Raw genomic sequence first — 17525 nt, forward strand, 5'->3', positions numbered from 1 at the left:
AAGCGCGCCCGTTTTGGGGTGGGTGTGGTACTGCGGAACCGGAGGACGCGCAACGTGGCGCAGTCCACAGCGGGCTGTCGCGGATCATGCTGTCGCGACGGCGGAACGGCCGGGACAATGCCACTGAATGGCTTTGTCGCCTTTTCCGGAGGGTCGTTCGTGCCGCTGGGCACGGACGCTCGTTCTTCACTACGGGCGGTCGGTGCGCCGTTCCGGGTGAGCTGGTCGTAGGAGCACTAAACCGATGGGCGAGGGGTACGCATGACCGACACCGGCCAGGTCCCGGCCGAGGGGCAGCCGGAGAGCGCAGGCATGGTGGAGCAGCCGGGCGTCCCCGCGCACGGTGCGTACACCTACCTCGCCGAGGCACCCGCCGAGGACGACGAGCTGCTGCTGCCGGGCGCCCAGGGCGCATGGGGCAACGAGGTGCCGCCACCCGCTCCGGAACCGGTCGTCGAGGCCGTCCACGAGCCGGGCCCGCACGAGACGGCCGGCCGCGACAGCGGCTCCGTCGACCTCAGTGGCGTCCGACTGCCCAACCCGGCCCCGGTGTCCGTGCCGCCGTCACCGATCCTCGCGGCCCCGCAGGAGCAGCCGGCCGCCCCGCAGCCGCCGCGCCGTCCGCTGCACCTCGGCCCGCCGATCCCCGACACCTCCGCCAGCCCGGTCCGCTCCCTCGCCGACCGCGGCCCGGCCGGAGCGCCGCTGCGGCAGCCCGGTCCGGCGGCGACCGGCCCCGAGTACCTCGACGCCCAGCCGCTGCGCGACATGGCGCCGCAGAGCGCGGCCCCCTGGGGCGCGGCGCCCGCAGTCCCCGAGGCGGTCGCGGTGGCCCAGGTGGGTGTGCAGACACCGGCTGCCGAAACGGTTGACCCGGCCGCCGCCTCGGCGGACACCGCCGCCCAGGCCGACCCCTCCGGCGCCGCCCAGGCCGCCGTCGCCCGGCTCGCCAACCAGGCGGCCGCACACGCGCCGGGCCCCGCAGAGGTGGTCCACGGCCACGACGGCATGCAGCCGGTGCATGGCCACGACGGCGTGTACGCGGCTTCCGCGGGCGCGGTACCCGCGGGCGTTCAGCCGCTGGTCCCGGGGCACGGGCCCGAAGGCTCCGAGGGAGTGGAGACGCCTGTCCCCGGCGAGGGCACCGAGAACGGCCGGCAGCTCTCCGGCGAGGCCGGTCAGGGCGGGACCGGTGCGCAGCCCGTGGACACCACGGCCGCCGTGGAGGGTGGCCTCGACGCCGGCGCCGGTGCGCCCGTGGCCGAGGCACAGGCCGGCCTGGCAGTCGAGGCTGCCGTGGTGGCGCCCGAGGCCGAGCAGGCCGCCGCCGTGGGGGCCGACGCGGCCGCCGATCCGGCTGTGGCCGCCCTCGCGCCGGAGACGGCGCCGGGGCACCCCGCCGATCCGGATGCCGCTCATGCGGCCCAGGTTCAGGCGGTGCCGGACGAGCCTGTGCCCGGTCAGGTGCCGGAGGACGCTGGGGCAGCAGCCACCGGCGCCGAGCCGTCCGCGCCGGTGCAGTCCTCGGAGCAGAGCGAGGGCGCGCCCGTCGCCGACTCCGGGCAGGCCGTCACGAACGCTCCGGAGACGGTCGCCGCGCAGGGCGCCGCCGAGATCGCGGACTCCGTTTCCGCGCAGCAGGCGCCGGGCGCGGCCCAGTTCGCCGAGGAGGGCGTCCCCGCCCAGGACGGGGCCGCCGCCCCGGCCCAGCCGGACCCGAACAGCCCCGTCGCCGCGGAGCCGCAGCCCGGCGCGGCGGAGGGCCGGCCTGCCGCCGCCGAGTTCGCGCCCGGCGCCGCCCAGGACGCGCCCGCCGCCGAAGCCGTACCGGCGCCCGAGCCGGTGGCCGTGGTCGAGCCCGGCGCTCAGGCCCACGCTCCGGAGCCGACGCAGGCAACGGCCGCCGCTGACGGCGCCGACACGCCCGGGCCGCACCCCTTCCCGGCCCAGGGTCCCCAGTTGGCCGGACCCGTCGCGGCCGCCACCGAGGCCGTCCCCGGCATGGCGCAGCCCGCCGCCGTGCCGCAGCCGCCGGATGAGGCCCAGGCCGAGCCGGTCGCCCAGGACGCGGTCCACCAGGTCGGCCAGGCCGCCGTCGCCGAGACAGCCCCCGCGAACGGGGTGGACGCGCCCGCCGACCCGCAGACCCAGCCCGCCCAGGCCGCCGCCGATCCGGTCGCCGACGGCACCCCCGTACCGGCCGCCGCGCACCCCGAGAGCGCCGAGCAGGCCGAGCCGCTGCCCTCCAACGTTCCGCTTCAGGCGCACCCGGAGCAGCCGCTCGGACAGTTCGTGCAGGTCGAGGGCCAGGTGCCGACGACCCCGCACCTGGCGCCGACCCCGCCGCAGCCCCTGGTCCTCCCCGCGGAGGACGCGCAGGAGCCGGTGGCCGCGGTGCCGGCGCCCCGCGAGGCCGAGCCCGCATCCACCGCGGCCCCCGATGTCGTACAGCACGCGGAGGACCTGCGGACCAGGGCCGCCGACCAGGAAGACCGGGAAGACCCGGAAGACAGGGAAGAAGAGAGCACGGCCGCCGTGGCGGAGGCACCCCAGCCCACCGTCCCCGCCGCGCCCGGCTACGCCGACGCCGAGCGCGAGGCCGTCCTGAAGGTCATGCGCGAGCGCAGGGACATCCGCAACGGCTTCCGCAGCGACCCCATCCCGCACGAGGTGCTGCTGCGTGTCCTGGAGGCCGCCCACACGGCGCCCTCCGTGGGCCACTCGCAACCCTGGGACTTCGTCGTCATCCGCTCCGCCGAGACCCGGCGGACGATGCACGAACTGGCGATGCGACAGCGCGAGGCCTACGCCAAGTCGCTGCCGAAGGGCCGGGCCAAGCAGTTCAAGGAACTGAAGATCGAGGCCATCCTCGACACCCCGGTCAACATCGTCGTCACCGCCGACCCCACCCGCGGCGGCCGGCACACCCTCGGCCGTCACACCCAGCCGCAGATGGCGCCCTACTCCTCGGCGCTCGCGGTGGAGAACCTCTGGCTCGCCGCCCGCGCCGAAGGCCTCGGCGTCGGCTGGGTCAGCTTCTTCGACGAGCGGGAGATGGTCCGCGCGCTCGGCCTGCCCGAGCACCTGGAGGTCGTCGCCTATCTGTGCGTCGGGTACGTCGACGAATTCCCGGACGAGCCCGAGCTGATGCAGGCCGGCTGGTCCAAGCGACGCCCCCTGTCCTGGGTGGTGCACGAGGAGACCTACGGCCGCCGCGCCCTGCCCGGAGAGGAACCCCACGACCTGCTTGCCGAGACCGTCGCACAGATCCGCCCGCTCGACGCCAAGGCCCTCGGCGAGGCCTGGGAGCGCCAGAAGCGCATGACCAAGCCGGCCGGTGCTCTCGGCATGCTGGAGATCATCTCCGCACAGCTGTCCGGGCTGTCCCGGCAGTGCCCGCCGCCGATCCCGGAGCCTGCCGCCGTCGCCATCTTCGCGGGCGACCACGGCGTGCACGCCCAGGGCGTCACCCCCTGGCCGCAGGAGGTCACCGCCCAGATGGTGGCCAACTTCCTGGGCGGGGGAGCGGTCTGCAACGCCTTCGCCAACCAGGTGGGCGCCGAGGTGTGCGTCGTGGACGTCGGTGTCGCCGCCGACCTGCCCGCAACCCCCGGCCTGCTGCCCCGCAAGATCCGCGGTGGTACGTCCGACATGACCACCGGCCCCGCGATGACCCGCGAGGAGGCCAAGGCGGCCATCGAGGTCGGCATCGAGACGGCCCGCGACCTGGTGGCGGCCGGCAACAAGGCGCTGCTCACCGGCGAGATGGGCATCGCGAACACCACGGCGTCGGCCGCCCTCATCTCGGTCTTCACGGGTGCCGACCCGGCCGAGGTGACCGGTCGCGGCACGGGCATCAACGACGAGACGCTGGCCCGCAAGACCGAGGTCGTCCGCCGCGCCCTGGACCTCCACCAGCCGGACCCGGCCGACCCGATCGGCGTCCTCGCCGCGATCGGCGGCTTCGAGCACGCGGCCATGGTCGGCCTGCTCCTCGGCGGCGCCTCGCTGCGTACGCCGGTGATCCTGGACGGCGTCAGCGCCGGCGCCGCGGCCCTGGTCGCCCGCGCCATCGCCCCCGAGGTCCTCGCGGCCTGCATCGCGGGCCACCGCAGCGCCGAGCCGGGCCACGTGGCGGCGTTGAACAAGCTCGGCCTGCGCCCCCTGGTCGACCTCGACCTCCGTCTGGGCGAGGGCACGGGCGCGCTGCTCGCGCTGCCGCTGGTGCAGAGCACGGCACGGGCGATGCACGAGGTGGCTACGTTCGATTCGGCGGGGGTCACCGAGAAGTAGCGGCCTGCGCAAGGGGTCCGGGGCTGTGGTGCCGGACCCCTTACCAGCGCGCCGCGGTTGTGGCCGACCACGTTGCCCAGCCACCGGACACCTGCCCCGCGAAGACCCCACGCCCCATAAAATCCGCACGTCAGCGCCACCGCCCAGCCACCGCAGGAGCCACCGCCATGGCCGAACACCCCGCCTACCCCGTAGGCCTCCGCCTCTCCGGCCGCCGCGTGGTCGTCCTCGGCGCCGGCACGGTGGTCCAGCGCCGCCTCCCTGCACTCATCGCGGCCGGCGCGGACATCGTCGTCGTGTCCCCCGAGGCGACCCCCTCCGTCGAGGCCATGGCGGACGCGGGCGAGCTCACCTGGATCAGGCGCCCGTACCAGGACGGCGACCTCGCCGAGGCCTGGTACGCCCTCATCGCCACCAGCGACCCCGACACCAACACCGCCGCCTCCGCCGAAGCCGAGCGCCACCGCGTCTGGTGCGTGCGCTCGGACGACGCCGACCAGGCCACGGCCTGGACCCCGGCGACCGGTCACAGCGAGGGCGTCACCGTCGCCGTACTCACCACGGACGCACGCGGCCGCGACCCCCGCCACACCGCCGCCATCAGGGACGCGGTCGTCGAAGGCCTGCGGGACGGCACGCTCGTCGCACCCCATCACCGCACCCGCACCCCCGGCGTCGCCCTGGTCGGCGGCGGCCCGGGCGACCCGGACCTGATCACGGTCCGCGGCCGCCGGCTGCTCGCCGAGGCGGACGTGGTCATCGCCGACCGGCTCGGCCCGCGGGACCTGCTCGACGAACTCCCGCCGCACGTCGAGGTGATCGACGCGGCGAAGATCCCGTACGGCCGGTTCATGGCCCAGGAGGCCATCAACAACGCGCTCATCGAGCACGCCAAGCAGGGCAAGTCGGTCGTACGGCTCAAGGGTGGCGACCCGTTCGTCTTCGGCCGCGGCATGGAGGAGGTCCAGGCGCTCGCCGAGGCCGGCATCCCCTGCACCGTGGTCCCCGGCATCTCGAGCTCGATCTCCGTGCCGGGCGCGGCCGGCATCCCGGTCACCCACCGGGGCGTGGCGCACGAGTTCACGGTCGTCAGCGGCCATGTCGCCCCGGACGACGAGCGTTCGCTGGTCGACTGGCCGTCGCTGGCGAAGCTCACCGGCACGCTCGTGATCCTGATGGGCGTCGACAAGATCGGGAAGATCGCCGAGACGCTCGTCGCGCACGGCAAGTCCCCCGACACGCCGGTCGCGCTGGTGCAGGAGGGTACGACGGCCGCGCAGCGCCGCGTCGACGCGACCCTCGCCACTGTCGCCGAGACGGTACGGACCGCGGAAGTGAAGCCACCGGCGGTCATCGTCATCGGCGAGGTCGTGACGGTCGGCCCGGAGCCCGCCGCCTGATCATCTACCGCTTGATCACGCGTAACCCGGGGTAACGTACCCGTTCCCAGCCGTTGGCAGCACACCCAGGACAAGGCAGTATCACCCTGTGGCCGATCTCATCACCGTCGAGGATCCCGACGACCCGCGCCTGCGCGACTACACAGGCCTGACCGACGTCGAGCTGCGCCGCAAGCGCGAGCCCGCCGAGGGCCTGTTCATCGCCGAGGGCGAGAAAGTCATCCGCAGGGCCAAGGAAGCGGGCTACGAGATGCGCTCCATGCTGCTCTCGGCCAAGTGGATCGACGTCATGCGCGACGTCATCGACGAACTCCCCGCCCCGGTCTACGCCGTGAGTCCCGAGCTCGCCGAGCAGGTCACCGGCTACCACGTGCACCGCGGCGCCCTCGCCTCCATGCAGCGCAAGCCGCTGCCCACGGCCGGCGAGCTCCTGCGCTCCGCCCGCCGGGTCGTGGTCATGGAGTCGGTCAACGACCACACCAACATCGGCGCCATCTTCCGCTCGGCCGCCGCCCTCGGCATGGACGCGGTCCTGCTGTCGCCGGACTGCGCCGACCCGCTGTACCGCCGTAGCGTCAAGGTCTCCATGGGCGCGGTGTTCTCGGTGCCGTACGCCCGTCTTGAGACCTGGCCGAAGGGCCTGGAGTCGGTCCGCGAGGCCGGCTTCACGCTGCTCGCTCTCACTCCGGACGAGAAGGCGCGCAGCCTGGACGAGGCCGCCCCGCACCGGATGGACCGGGTGGCCCTGATGCTCGGCGCCGAGGGCGACGGACTGTCCACCCAGGCCCTGGTCGCCGCCGACGAATGGGTCCGCATCCCGATGTCCCACGGCGTCGACTCGCTCAACGTGGGCGCGGCCGCGGCGGTCGCCTTCTACGCGGTGACCACCGGCCGCCCGGAGGCCTGACCGCCCCGGCCGGCCGGGTACCTCTCGATGTCCTGGCTCGGCTTCGGCCCGTACCGGTCGGACACCGGCTGACCGGCGTCCGCCAGACGGCTCGGCTGTGCGTGCCGCTGACGCCGGCCGCCGTCGTCGCCGAGGCCGCGGGCCGGCCCCTGGCAGCCCTGCGCCACCGCGATGCCGAGCGCCACGAGCAACGTGACCACGACGAAGACGAACAGCCGCTGGCGCAGCAGCCGGGGATTGGCGGGCCGCAGTTTGGTGCCCGTCGTACGCTGCGCCGGCCGCCCGGAACCGCCCCGGGCAGCGGGACGGTTCGCGCCGCCCGAGCGTGCACCGGAGCCGCGCGGCGCCGGGGTCGAGCGCGCGGAGCCCGGCCGCGCCGTGGAGCCCGTACCGTTGCCGCGCCGGCCGCCGCCGGTCCGCGAGGGCGCTGCGCCGCGCGACGGCGCGCCGCCCCGGGCGGGGGTACCACCGCGCGGCACCGGCGTGCCGGGGGCGGCTCGCCGCTGGGTGCGCTCCTGCTCGGGGTAGGTGTCGACGAGCCGCCCGGTGGGCCGGTCCGCCTCCGCGGCGCGCGGCGCCGGCGGCCGTCCCTCGCTCATGCCCTGCGCCTCGCGGGCTGCGATCTCCTTGAGCCGCAGCGACAGTTGCAGCGTGCTGGGCCGGTCCTCGGGGTCCTTCGCCAGACACGCCCGCACCAGCGGGGCGAGCGCGTCCGGTACGCCGAGCAGCTGCGGTTCCTCGTGGACCACCCGGTACAGCATCACCTCGGAACTGCCGTGCCCGAAGGGCGAGTCGCCGGTGGAGGCGTAGGCGAGGGTCGCCCCCAGGGAGAAGACGTCCGTCGCCGGGGTGACGGCCGCGCCGCGCACTTGCTCGGGCGCCAGGAAGCCGGGGGAGCCGACCGCCGTACCGACGTGGGTCAGCGTGGAGGCGCCGGTGGCCCAGGCGATGCCGAAGTCGATGATCCGCGGCCCCTTCGGGGACAGCAGGATGTTGGAGGGCTTGAGGTCCCGGTGGACGACACCGGCCTCGTGCACCGCGACCAGGCCCTCGGAGAGCGCCGCGCCGACCGCCGCGGTGTCGGCCGCGCTCAGCGGGCCCTCGTCGGCGACCTTGTCGTGCAGGGAGGGCCCGGGTACGTACTGCGTGGCGAACCACGGCCGCTCGGCCTCCAGGTCCGCGGCGACCAGCCGGGCCGTGCAGCCGCCCCTGATCCGCCGGGCCGCCGAGACCTCACGGGCGAACCGCGACCGGAACTCCTGGTCCTCCGCCAGATCGGGCCGGATCACCTTCAGGGCGACCCGCTGCCCCTTCTTGTCGGAGCCGAGGTAGACCACGCCCATCCCGCCCGCGCCGAGCCGTCGGTGAAGCCTGAACGAGCCGACGACGCGCGGGTCCTCGCGCCTCAGGCGCATCATCGCCATGTTCATCCCCGCTGCCCGGTCCCTGTGACGTGGCACAGCTTACGTTTCCACGGCCGCCTGCGCGCAGAGGCCGCGCCCTCCGGGCCGGACGGATTGCGCCGAGCACCGGTACGACATGAAACGCGGTCAGGAAGTGAGCCCGCATCGGGGCCTTGAGCCGAGGCGACCCTCAACCGATCCTGGACATCCGGGTGTTGAGGTCGCGACATGGCAGGCGGCGCGGGTGCGGCCAGCCGTCCGGCACCCACCGCGGAACGGCCGTGGACCCGGGCGCGGGACGGGCCACGCACCGGAGGCGACGCAGGTCCCGCACCCGCCCGGAGTGATCGAAGTCACTCCCTGTGTCCGTCGGATGCTTCGGAAATGACCGGACACAGTGGGCACCCCTTCCGGGAAGACCCCGAGACCCTGACCCGCGTCTCCACCCAGGGGAGTACGTCCCGAGTTGTGGCTCATCCTCGGGGAGGCCCGGCAATCGATACGAGGGCATGACGCCCGGCAGCCGCCCCGCGCCTAGATTTGAGGTCAAGCGGCGGGTGCAGCACTCGTCCCCCGAGGTCAGACACCCGCCGCTGCCGAGGACATCCGACACGGTCAGGAGAGGGACCATGGCCCACACGGCACCGCGACGCCCGGCGTTCGCACCGCGCCGGACGGGCCGCCGCCACCCCCTGGTGGCGACGCTCATGGCCCTTCCTCTGGCGGCCCTGCTCCTGCTCGTCTGCGACGGCTGGGAGACGGTGGCCACACAGGCGTCGTCCGTGGGTGCGATGCTGGGGCGCTGAGCGGCGACCCCAGGCCCGGAAGAGCGGTCCGGGCGGGGACATCCATCCAGGAAACCCCGTGGGGACGGGGGTGCGGCGGACGGCACAAATGCCGGCGCAGCTGGGGAGCTGCGCCGGCATGCGCCGTTTTTGGGCGGGGCGCGGTGCATTGCCGTCTGGGGGAGACGCCCCGCCGACGCGGGCGAGCGTCCCCCGTCCCCGGCCGGCGCCAGTACGCTCAGCCGCGCAGCCGACCCTCCCGAGGCACCGTTGACCGCAGACAGCCCCGCCCTCATACCCGCGCTCACCGCGAAGGCCAGAGCCGTCGCCCACCCGAACGGCACCGGCGACGCCCGCTGCGCGTGTGGCAGCGCCCCTCTCGCCGACCGCCCCGACGCCACCGTCGTACGGCACGCACACACCGTCGCGAAGGCCCACGCCCCCGGTACGGACCCCGCCGAGCTGACTCGACGCCTCGCCGTGGCCGGCCGCCTGCGGGACGTCCTCCTAGCGCCGCTCACCCCGGCCCCCAGCCCCGTGCGGGATCGCCTGGTGACCTTCTGGCCGTACGGCGCTCCCGTGGACCCCGACGACCGGGACGCGGCGCCCTGGGAGGCCACCGCCGCCCTGCTCGCCCGCCTGCACCGCACGCCCCCGCCCGACGGCCTGCCACCGATGCGCGGCCCCGTCAAGGCCGCCCGTGCCGTCGCCCGGCTGCGCACGGCTCTGCGAGCCGAGCCCCACCCGGCGGCGGGCCCCGTCCTCGCCGCCTGGGCGGGGCTCCCCGACTGGGCCCGCGCCGAGGCCCCGATGCCCGGCCCGCCCGCCCTCTGCCACGGCGACCTGCACCTCGGCCAGCTCGTCCGCCACCCGGCACCGGACGGCCCCTGGCGCCTGATCGACGTCGACGACCTGGGCCACGGCGTCCCGGCCTGGGACCTCGGCCGCCCCGCCGCCTGGTACGCCTGCGGGCTCCTGCCGCCCGACGAGTGGACCCGTTTCCTCGCCACGTACCAGCGAGCCGGCGGCCCGGCCGTACCCGCCGCCGGCGATCCCTGGCCCGCCCTCGACGTCCCGGCCCGCGCGCTGACCGTGCAGACGGCCGCCCTCGCCGTCGCCAAGGCGCTCGCGGCCGGCCGCCCGCTGGACGAGGTGGAACGGGCAGTCGTCGACGCCTGTGCCCGAATGGCCCCGATTTCACACCAGTTGGCGCCCGAAGTCACGGACTAGGCTGCAACCGGCCAGGGCGGGACGGAGTCTGTCCTGGGGAAGCACGAAGCAGGACCGACCGGCGAGGAGTTGAGCCGACCATGCATTGTCCGAAGTGCCACGCGCCGATGCACACCTACAACCGCAGCGGCGTCCAGATCGAGCAGTGCAGCGGGTGCCGCGGCATCTTCCTCGACTACGGCGAGCTGGAGGCGCTGACCCAGCTGGAGGCCCAGTGGTCCAAGCCCGTCCCGCCCGCCCCGCAGGCGTACCCGGCGCCGCCCGCGCCCGCCTGGGGCGCCCCGCACGGCGGTCACCACGGCCACCATGGGCACCATGAACACCACGGTCATCACAAGAGCTGGGCGCACATGCTGTTCTCCAGCTGAGCGCACGAAGAAGCCCCCGGTCGCGAGACCGGGGGCTTCCTGGTGTGTGGACGATACTGGGATTGAACCAGTGACCTCTTCCGTGTCAGGGAAGCGCTCTCCCGCTGAGCTAATCGTCCGCAGGCCGTGACCCGGGGGTCACGGACAGTGCGCGATACTGGGATTGAACCAGTGACCTCTTCCGTGTCAGGGAAGCGCTCTCCCGCTGAGCTAATCGCGCGGGCGAGGATCTTCGAGAAGACCCGTGGATCCTCCGAGAAGATCCAGTGGACGATACTGGGATTGAACCAGTGACCTCTTCCGTGTCAGGGAAGCGCTCTCCCGCTGAGCTAATCGTCCTTGGAGGTGGAGACGGGATTTGAACCCGTGTAGACGGCTTTGCAGGCCGTTGCCTCGCCTCTCGGCCACTCCACCAGGAGTGTAGGGGATCGGGACGACCCCTTCTTCCTTCGAGCGGACGACGAGGCTCGAACTCGCGACCTCAACCTTGGCAAGGTTGCGCTCTACCAACTGAGCTACGTCCGCTTGTCGTTTCGATCCGCTTGCGCGTCCCGGCGACGTGTTGAACTCTAGCGGATTCCCGGGCCAGTACAAAAACGCGTTTGCGCAGCGTGCTGCGCTGCCCCCGGCGCACCCCGTGGTCACAGCCGCCTCCGGGACATCCCGGGGCCGCCTGCGGGACACCCGACCTAGACTCGACCACGTGCTGCACCACCCTTCCGGCCTCCCTCCCCTGGCCCGTTTCGGCGACCGCGTCGCCACCGGCCTCCTCGACGTGACCAGCGACCCCGCCGCCCTGGACTCCTCCGGCTTCTGGGCCGTCTGCGCGGACTTCGAGGGGCGGCTGACCTGCGCACGCTTCGCGGACGTGTGCGAGGCGCCGGTGCCCGCCCCGGTGCCGGGCGGCTGGCGGGGTCCGGCGGTGGAGGACTGGACCTCCAGCCTGGACCGGGCCGCGTACACGGCCGCCGTCCGCCGGATACGCGCGCACATCGCGGCCGGCGAGGTCTACCAGGCCAACCTCTGCCGCGTGCTCGGCGCGCCGGTCGCCCCGGACGCCGACGTGGACGCCCTGACCTCCCTGCTGGCCCGCGGCAACCCGGCGCCGTACGCCGGGACGATCCGGCTGCCCGAGCACGGCGTGGAGATCGCCACCGCCTCGCCCGAGCTGTTCCTGCGCCGGGTCGGGCGTGTCGTGGAGTCGGGGCCCATCAAGGGCACCGGACGCACCGAGGCGGACCTGCTGGAGAAGGACTACGCCGAGAACGTGATGATCGTGGACCTGGTCCGCAACGACATCGGGCGTGTCTGCGCCACCGGCAGCGTGACCGTGCCCGATCTGTGCGCCGTGGAGAAGCACCCCGGCCTTGTCCACCTGGTCTCCACGGTCCGCGGCGAGCTGCGGGACGGGGCCGGCTGGCCGGACCTGCTGGCCGCCGCCTTCCCGCCCGGCTCGGTCACCGGCGCGCCCAAGTCGAGCGCCCTGCGGATCATCGAGGCCCTGGAGACGGCCCCGCGCGGGCCGTACTGCGGCGGCATCGGCTGGGTCGACGCCGACCGGGGCACCGGCGAGCTGGCCGTCGGCATCCGCACCTTCTGGATCGACCGCGCCGAGGGCGTGCTGCGCTTCGGCACCGGCGCCGGCATCACCTGGGGCTCGGACCCCGAGGGGGAGTGGCGGGAGACCGAACTGAAGGCATCCCGGCTGCTCGCGGTAGCGTCGGGGACGTACGAGGCAAGCGGAGGGGTGTTGGCATGAGGATCTGGCTGGACGGCGGGCTGCGGGACCTGGAATCCGCGCGTGTCTCCGTCCTCGACCACGGGCTGACCGTCGGCGACGGCATCTTCGAGACGGTGAAGGCGGTCCACGGCAGGCCGTTCGCCCTCACCCGGCACCTGGACCGGCTGACCCGCTCGGCCCGGGGCCTCGGCCTGCCCGACCCCGACCACGACGAGGTCCGCGAGGCCTGCGCGGCGGTCCTGGAGGCGAACCCGATGCCGCTCGGCCGGCTCCGGATCACTTACACCGGCGGCCACGGCCCGCTCGGCTCCGACCGCGGCGAGCACGGCCCGACCCTCGTGGTCGCCCTCGGCGAGACCACCCGCCGCCCGGACACCACCGCCGTGATCACCGTCCCCTGGACCCGCAACGAGCGCGGCGCGCTCACCGGTCTGAAGACGACCTCGTACGCCGAGAACGTCGTCGCCCTGGCCCGGGCCCACGAACACGGCGCGTCCGAGGCGCTGTTCGGCAACACGGTCGGACAGCTCTGCGAGGGCACCGGGTCGAACGTCTTCGTCGTCCTCGGCGGCGAGATCCACACCCCGCCGGTCGCCTCCGGCTGCCTCCCCGGCATCACCCGCGCGCTGACCGTCGAGTGGACCGGCGCCAAGGAGACCGACCTGCCGCTGGACGTCCTGCGGAGCGCCGAGGAGATCTTCCTCACCTCGACCCTGCGCGACGTCCAGGCCGTCCACCGGGTCGACGACCGCGAGCTGCCCGGCACCCCGGGCCCGGTGACCGCCAAGGCCATGCGGATCTTCGGCGAGCGGTCCGGGCAGGACCTGGACCCCTGAGCCGGGGGACGGGCCGACGGCGGCGCGGAAAAACGGGCTGACTCGGTCGTCGGCTGCGGGTAGAACACCAGGGATGACCACGACCCTGCGGCCGCTCGAGCCGCTGCAGCAGCACCCCGACGGCACCCGGTCCCGCCGTTACCAGGTGTGCGTGAACAGCCGTCCCGTCGGCGAGCTCCACCTCGGCACCTCGCCGTCGCTGGGCGACTCGGTGGCCCGCGTGATCGACCTGCGGATCGACGAGCCCGACCGGCGGCGCGGCCGGGGCACGGTGGCCGCGCTCGCCGCCGAGGAGGTGGCGCGAGGCTGGGGCTGCACGCAGATCGAGACCCTCGTCCCCGCCTCCGCCGCCATAGCCCTGCGCCTGTTCGGCGCCCTCGGCTACACCCTGCGCAACCGCGGCATGGAGAAGCGCCTCGGGGCCACCCCGCCCGGATTGCCGCCGGGCAGCAGCGCGCGGCCCATGACCGCGGTGGAGTACGAGGCGTGGCACGCGTACGAGAGCGAGCACTACGCACGCATGTGGATCGAGCGCGGCGTCCCCGAGGCCACGGCCCGCGCCAAGTCCCGCCGCGACCACGAGACACTGCTGCCGCACGGTCTCGCGACCGACGGCATGATCTTCAGCGTCCTGGAGCATCAAGGGGCCCGGGTGGGCACGCTGTGGGTGGCCCTGAAGGACGACAAGGCGTTCGTGTTCGACGTCGAGACAGACGCGGCCCACCGGGGCCGGGGGCACGGCCGTACGCTCATGCTGCTGGCCGAGCGCCAGGCGATCGAGGCCGGCCGGCCGGTCCTCGGCCTCAATGTGTTCGCGGGCAACACGCCGGCCGAGCGGCTGTACGAGTCACTCGGCTACGAGACGACGACCCGCGCCCTCTCCAAGCCCCTGCTGTAGGGGTTCCCGCCGGGTCAGGCCCCCTGTTCGCCCAGCAGCCGGTCGGCGATCTCCTCGATGCGCTCGCGCAGCCCCTCCTGGCTCTTGCCACCGTCGAGGCGTTCGTCGCCGATGACGTACGTCGGGGTGCCGGTCACCCCGATCGCCTTGCCCTCGGCCTGGTCGGCGTCCACGATCAGGATGTGCCGGCCGTCGATCAGCGCGGTGTCGAACTCCTCGGCGTCCAGGCCGAGTTCACGGGCCACCTCGACCAGGAGGGGTTCCCCCTCGCGGTCCAGCTCCTCGACCCGCTCCAGCACGGCCTCCACGTACGGCCAGCCCTTGCCCTGCTCCAGCGCCTCCTCGGCGGCCTGCGCGGCGGCGAAGGAGTGCTTGTGCTTCTCCAGCGGGAAGTGCCGCAGCCGCAGGTCCAGCCGGTCGCCGTAGCGGGCGCGCAAGGCGCGGACGTCGTCCAGCGCGGTGCGGCAGTCGGGGCACTGCAGTTCGCACCAGACGTCGAGGATCAGGGCATCGGCGCGTACGGGGGAGGAGTCGCTCATGCCGACCAGTCTTCCAGGCCGGACGCGGGCGACCCAATCGGGACGGTACGGCGGCCTTCCCGGTCGGAGGGTGTTCAGGGGGCGCGGCACCGCACCGGCACCCCAGTAGGAGACGACCCGGAGATGTCCCTGATGTCCGGCCGGGGCATGGCATCGCGAGGAGGCGGCGGTGCAGGATGGAGGGGACGGAGGCGGGCGCCGTTCCGGTGTGCCGCGCCCGCCGCGCGTCGCACCGCACCCGACCGAGCTCGCCAGGAGGACCGGATGATTGCCGAGACCGTCTGCTCCGCCGTGTCCGCGGCGGGCCTGGGCATCGCGGTGGTCACGGCCTACCGCAAGCGATTCCTCGCGGCGACCCGCATCGCGGCCTACTCGCTGGTGCCGGTCGGCCTGGTGATGACCGGGGTCGTCGGCTGGCTCGCGGACACCGCCTTCAGCCCCACCGCCTGGGCGGGCTTCGGGGTGCTGGGCGCGGCCTGGCTCCTGTTCGCCGGCACCCGGGCGGTCGAACGCCGGCGCGGCGGCACCCGCGCCCAGCGCAAGGCGGCCCGCGGCGAAGGCTCCGAGGCCGTGACGCCGGGGGCGTCCGCTCCTTCGCTGGGGCCGGGCAACCGGCCCGCGACCGGCTCTGCCACCGCCCCGCGCGCCACCGGCTCCGGCGACGACTTCAGCGACATCGAGGCCATCCTCAAGAAGCACGGCATATGACGTCAGGAACCGTTCACAACCGGAAGCAAGTCGGACGAGACGGCGCGATATCCGGCAACTCCCGCATATAGCGGGTACGTTGATCGCGCTCGGGGCCCCTCCTGCGCCATGATCGGCAGCGAGATGCTGGACACGAGACAGAGCGAGGCCGCGCCGCCGAAGGACGAGCCGCGCGGGTGCCTCTTCGCCCTATCCCAGCCACCGCTGATGATCTTCCTTGCGGTGATCGGGTGTCTGCTCCTCATGGCTGCGCTGCACGATCTGCTGTTGCTGTGAGCCGTACACGTCCGTCCCGGCGCCACCCGCCGGGACCGACGTCGCTCTCAGCCCCGGATCATCCGCACGCGGCGCACGACAAGATCCCCTACGGCGCCTCGCCCGGCGTTCGTCAGCCCGTCGCCTCCTTGCGGCGGGCCCGGTACGCGGCCACGTGCAGTCGGTTGCCGCAGGTGCGGCTGTCGCAGTAGCGGCGCGAGCGGTTGCGGGAGAGGTCGACGAAGGCGCGCCGGCAGTCCGGTGCCTCGCAGCGCCGCAGCCGTTCCCGCTCCCCGGCCACCACGAAGAAGGCGAGCGCCATCCCGCAGTCGGCGGCGAGGTGGTCGGCCACCGAGGCGCCGGGTGCGAAGTAGTGCACATGCCAGTCGTAGCCGTCGTGGTCCGTCAGACGCGGGGTGGTGCCCGCCGCGGCGACCAGCTCGTTGATCAGCCCGGCGGCCGAACGCTCGTCCGGCGCGGCGAAGATCGCCGCAAAGCGCCCCCGGATCCTGCGCACAGCCGAGAGATCGAACTCCGACAGCACACCGACATCGCTGATCTCGTGGTTTCGTACGAATTCCACGAGAGCCGGGACATCGGGCAGTCCGTCGGCCGCCGCGTCGTCCTCCGGCGCGGTGTTCACCAGATCCACCACGGTGTCGAGGGCGCACCGGGTGTCGTGGGTGATCAGCACGTTTCGCTCCCTGGCCTGAGGGTCGGGCGGACGCCCGCCGATGCTGGCCGATGGTAGCGACAACCCAGCCCACCGCACCGGCCCCCGCCGACCTCGATTGCCGGTAGAACGCCTGCGCGGCCGAGCTGGTTCCCGCCCGCGGCACCGTGCGCCGATCCTTTCCGTGGCGGCTCCGGGTGCACAGGCCGGCGCCGTCCCGCGTGAATCGCTCACGGTGACGGCGCCGGGCTGTGCCGTATGCGGTTGTCTTGGCCCGAGCCGTCTCCCCGAGTGGACGGCGCCGGGCTGCTTTCGGGGGCCGCGGCCTAGCTCTCCGCCAAGATGTGCGAGAGCTCCTGATCCAGATCGAAGTGCCGGTGCTCCGTGCCGGGTGGCACGGCGGCGTCGGTTCGCTTCAGGAAGGACTCCAGGGCCCGCGCCGGGGCTTCGAGGAGGGCCTCCCCTTCCGGGGAGCTGAGGGCGATGCACACGACGCCCTGACCATGGCTCCGCGACGGCCAGACACGGACGTCGCCGGTTCCGGTGGGCCGGTGGAGCCCCTCGGCGAGGAGGTCGCGGGCGAACACCCACTCGACGGTCTCCTCGGCTCCGGTGTGGAAGGTGGCGTGCACGGCGTAGGGGTCGGCCGTGTCGTACCGCAGGCCTGCGGGGACAGGCAGGGAGGACTCGCTCGACACAACGAGGCGCAGGTGCAGCTCGCAGCTGACCGTGGTGTTCATAAGCGCCAGGGCCTTTCGCTCAGTGTGCGCTCGGGGATTCGCACGTCGGCGAAATCGACATGCCACCTACGATGCCGTTGTAAACCCCTCTGAGGGTTTTGCGTGTGTTTACGTAACTCTTCCGGCCGAGAACTCGTACGAGATCTACGACCATTCCGGTGACTGGATTCACTCCGGTAGGGTTTGTCTGTATGAATACGGGGAGTGACGAGCCGGGCGAGGTCGTCGTGACGGCGGACAGGGAGAGGGCGGATCGGCAGGAAGCGGGGCAAAGCGCCGGACCTGAGACCGGTACCGGGCTCGGCTCCCGGGCGCCGGAATTCGTCAAGGCCCGCCGGCTGCTGCACCTGAGCTGGCAGGTCGGCGTCTTCGTGGTCGGCCTAGCGGTCGTCGTCGCCGGCGTCATCATGCTGCCGCTGCCGGGCCCCGGCTGGGTGGTGATCTTCGGCGGCATGGCGATCTGGGCGACCGAGTTCGTCTGGGCACAGCTCGCGCTCCGCTGGACCAAGCGCAAGGTCACCGAGGCCGCCCAGCGGGCCCTCGATCCCAAGGTGCGCCGCCGCAACATCACGCTTACCGTGGTCGGGCTGGTGATCGTGGCCGTGCTGGTCGGGATCTACGCGTGGAAGTTCGGCCTCGTGATGCCGTGGAAGATCAAGAATCAGTGACGCGGCTCCGCCGACCGGCCGTCCGCCGCCCCGGCCCGTGGTCGGAAGCACCCCCTGACATGGGGTAATGTTCTTCCTGCG

16 protein-coding genes and 5 tRNA genes are annotated in these 17525 nt (G+C 73.6%); 12 read left to right on the forward strand and 9 right to left on the reverse strand.

Translation table 11 applies throughout. The features are described from left to right. The first annotated feature begins 261 nt into the window (after window positions 1-261). The 3 genes from cobT (at window position 262) to ACZ5NH_RS12235 (ending at window position 6600) form a co-directional block, all read left to right on the forward strand. Complete coding sequence (gene cobT / locus ACZ5NH_RS12225; RefSeq protein WP_468774653.1) at window positions 262-4293, forward strand: nicotinate-nucleotide--dimethylbenzimidazole phosphoribosyltransferase; 4032 nt, start codon at window positions 262-264, stop codon at window positions 4291-4293. 167 nt (window positions 4294-4460) lie between these two features. Beyond that, entirely contained in the window at window positions 4461-5693 is a 1233-nt protein-coding gene (gene cobA, locus ACZ5NH_RS12230; RefSeq protein WP_468774655.1) for a uroporphyrinogen-III C-methyltransferase, read from the forward strand. Window positions 5694-5781: 88 nt separating this feature from the next. Beyond that, the gene (locus ACZ5NH_RS12235; RefSeq protein WP_388626237.1) at window positions 5782-6600 is read left to right on the forward strand and encodes a TrmH family RNA methyltransferase; all 819 of its coding nucleotides are present in this window, start codon (window positions 5782-5784) and stop codon (window positions 6598-6600) included. Here ACZ5NH_RS12235 and ACZ5NH_RS12240 read toward each other — a convergent pair. Then, complete coding sequence (locus ACZ5NH_RS12240; protein ID WP_468774658.1) at window positions 6567-8030, reverse strand: serine/threonine-protein kinase; 1464 nt, start codon at window positions 8028-8030, stop codon at window positions 6567-6569. The two genes, ACZ5NH_RS12235 and ACZ5NH_RS12240, sit on opposite strands and share 34 nt — an antisense overlap. A gap of 602 nt (window positions 8031-8632) precedes the next feature. On the opposite strand from ACZ5NH_RS12240, the gene ACZ5NH_RS12245 reads away from it, so the two are divergent. From ACZ5NH_RS12245 to ACZ5NH_RS12255, 3 genes are all read left to right on the forward strand, one after another. Beyond that, window positions 8633-8809: a hypothetical protein gene (locus ACZ5NH_RS12245; protein ID WP_228618820.1), complete on the forward strand. Its 177-nt coding sequence runs from the start codon at window positions 8633-8635 to the stop codon at window positions 8807-8809. Window positions 8810-9058: 249 nt separating this feature from the next. Continuing rightward, on the forward strand, window positions 9059-10018 hold the full coding sequence (locus tag ACZ5NH_RS12250; RefSeq protein WP_468774660.1) for a phosphotransferase family protein: 960 nt from the start codon (window positions 9059-9061) through the stop codon (window positions 10016-10018). Window positions 10019-10098: 80 nt separating this feature from the next. After that, entirely contained in the window at window positions 10099-10386 is a 288-nt protein-coding gene (locus tag ACZ5NH_RS12255) for a TFIIB-type zinc ribbon-containing protein (RefSeq protein WP_388626234.1), read from the forward strand. A gap of 47 nt (window positions 10387-10433) precedes the next feature. On the opposite strand, the gene ACZ5NH_RS12260 is transcribed toward ACZ5NH_RS12255, so the two are convergent. From ACZ5NH_RS12260 to ACZ5NH_RS12280, 5 genes are all read right to left on the reverse strand, one after another. Next, window positions 10434-10505: transfer RNA gene (locus tag ACZ5NH_RS12260), tRNA-Val, on the reverse strand. Between the two features lie 29 nt (window positions 10506-10534). Continuing rightward, window positions 10535-10606: transfer RNA gene (locus ACZ5NH_RS12265), tRNA-Val, on the reverse strand. A 47-nt stretch (window positions 10607-10653) separates the two neighbouring features. Beyond that, window positions 10654-10725: transfer RNA gene (locus tag ACZ5NH_RS12270), tRNA-Val, on the reverse strand. 1 nt (window position 10726) lies between these two features. Beyond that, window positions 10727-10800: transfer RNA gene (locus tag ACZ5NH_RS12275), tRNA-Cys, on the reverse strand. A 38-nt stretch (window positions 10801-10838) separates the two neighbouring features. Next, window positions 10839-10911: transfer RNA gene (locus ACZ5NH_RS12280), tRNA-Gly, on the reverse strand. 178 nt (window positions 10912-11089) lie between these two features. Between ACZ5NH_RS12280 and ACZ5NH_RS12285 the strand changes: the two genes are divergently transcribed. The 3 genes from ACZ5NH_RS12285 to ACZ5NH_RS12295 all read left to right on the forward strand — a co-directional run bounded on the left by ACZ5NH_RS12285 (window position 11090) and on the right by ACZ5NH_RS12295 (window position 13861). Beyond that, window positions 11090-12145 (forward strand): chorismate-binding protein, encoded by a 1056-nt coding sequence (locus ACZ5NH_RS12285; RefSeq protein ID WP_468774662.1) that lies wholly within the window; start codon window positions 11090-11092, stop codon window positions 12143-12145. Further along, window positions 12142-12963, forward strand: coding sequence for an aminotransferase class IV (locus tag ACZ5NH_RS12290; protein ID WP_468774664.1), 822 nt, complete (start codon window positions 12142-12144; stop codon window positions 12961-12963). Before ACZ5NH_RS12285 ends, ACZ5NH_RS12290 begins: the two co-directional genes overlap by 4 nt. A 73-nt stretch (window positions 12964-13036) precedes the next feature. After that, window positions 13037-13861, forward strand: a complete 825-nt coding sequence (locus tag ACZ5NH_RS12295; RefSeq protein ID WP_468774666.1) for a GNAT family N-acetyltransferase — start codon at window positions 13037-13039, stop codon at window positions 13859-13861. A 14-nt stretch (window positions 13862-13875) separates the two neighbouring features. On the opposite strand, the gene ACZ5NH_RS12300 is transcribed toward ACZ5NH_RS12295, so the two are convergent. Continuing rightward, window positions 13876-14400: a DsbA family protein gene (locus ACZ5NH_RS12300; RefSeq protein ID WP_388626227.1), complete on the reverse strand. Its 525-nt coding sequence runs from the start codon at window positions 14398-14400 to the stop codon at window positions 13876-13878. Between the two features lie 264 nt (window positions 14401-14664). Here ACZ5NH_RS12300 and ACZ5NH_RS12305 point away from each other — a divergent pair, with 264 nt between their 5' ends. Both ACZ5NH_RS12305 and ACZ5NH_RS12310 read left to right on the forward strand, forming a co-directional pair. Beyond that, on the forward strand, window positions 14665-15108 hold the full coding sequence (locus ACZ5NH_RS12305) for a hypothetical protein (protein ID WP_468774669.1): 444 nt from the start codon (window positions 14665-14667) through the stop codon (window positions 15106-15108). A 123-nt stretch (window positions 15109-15231) separates the two neighbouring features. Beyond that, window positions 15232-15384 (forward strand): hypothetical protein, encoded by a 153-nt coding sequence (locus ACZ5NH_RS12310; RefSeq protein WP_165289388.1) that lies wholly within the window; start codon window positions 15232-15234, stop codon window positions 15382-15384. A gap of 112 nt (window positions 15385-15496) precedes the next feature. On the opposite strand, the gene ACZ5NH_RS12315 is transcribed toward ACZ5NH_RS12310, so the two are convergent. Then, a complete protein-coding gene (locus ACZ5NH_RS12315; protein WP_468774671.1) occupies window positions 15497-16057 on the reverse strand; it encodes a CGNR zinc finger domain-containing protein in 561 nt (186 codons plus the stop codon). A gap of 305 nt (window positions 16058-16362) precedes the next feature. Then, the gene (locus ACZ5NH_RS12320) at window positions 16363-16776 is read right to left on the reverse strand and encodes an SsgA family sporulation/cell division regulator (RefSeq protein ID WP_004002642.1); all 414 of its coding nucleotides are present in this window, start codon (window positions 16774-16776) and stop codon (window positions 16363-16365) included. Window positions 16777-16967: 191 nt separating this feature from the next. On the opposite strand from ACZ5NH_RS12320, the gene ACZ5NH_RS12325 reads away from it, so the two are divergent. Then, window positions 16968-17444 carry a TIGR02611 family protein gene (locus ACZ5NH_RS12325; protein ID WP_468774673.1) on the forward strand — a complete coding sequence of 159 codons (477 nt, stop codon included), beginning with the start codon at window positions 16968-16970 and terminating at the stop codon, window positions 17442-17444. Window positions 17445-17525: the final 81 nt, after the last annotated feature.

This window comes from Streptomyces sp. NPDC031426 (assembly GCF_055581585.1).

Coding starts and splice junctions, on each gene's coding strand:
- cobA (WP_468774655.1), top strand. CDS start 4,461: ATGGCCGAACACCCCGCCTACCCCGTAGGCCTCCGCCTCTCCGGCCGC.
- ACZ5NH_RS12310 (WP_165289388.1), top strand. CDS start 15,232: ATGCTGGACACGAGACAGAGCGAGGCCGCGCCGCCGAAGGACGAGCCG.
- ACZ5NH_RS12290 (WP_468774664.1), top strand. CDS start 12,142: ATGAGGATCTGGCTGGACGGCGGGCTGCGGGACCTGGAATCCGCGCGT.
- ACZ5NH_RS12240 (WP_468774658.1), bottom strand. CDS start 8,030: ATGAACATGGCGATGATGCGCCTGAGGCGCGAGGACCCGCGCGTCGTC.
- ACZ5NH_RS12245 (WP_228618820.1), top strand. CDS start 8,633: ATGGCCCACACGGCACCGCGACGCCCGGCGTTCGCACCGCGCCGGACG.
- ACZ5NH_RS12320 (WP_004002642.1), bottom strand. CDS start 16,776: ATGAACACCACGGTCAGCTGCGAGCTGCACCTGCGCCTCGTTGTGTCG.
- ACZ5NH_RS12325 (WP_468774673.1), top strand. CDS start 16,968: ATGAATACGGGGAGTGACGAGCCGGGCGAGGTCGTCGTGACGGCGGAC.
- ACZ5NH_RS12305 (WP_468774669.1), top strand. CDS start 14,665: ATGATTGCCGAGACCGTCTGCTCCGCCGTGTCCGCGGCGGGCCTGGGC.
- ACZ5NH_RS12255 (WP_388626234.1), top strand. CDS start 10,099: ATGCATTGTCCGAAGTGCCACGCGCCGATGCACACCTACAACCGCAGC.
- ACZ5NH_RS12300 (WP_388626227.1), bottom strand. CDS start 14,400: ATGAGCGACTCCTCCCCCGTACGCGCCGATGCCCTGATCCTCGACGTC.
- cobT (WP_468774653.1), top strand. CDS start 262: ATGACCGACACCGGCCAGGTCCCGGCCGAGGGGCAGCCGGAGAGCGCA.
- ACZ5NH_RS12295 (WP_468774666.1), top strand. CDS start 13,037: ATGACCACGACCCTGCGGCCGCTCGAGCCGCTGCAGCAGCACCCCGAC.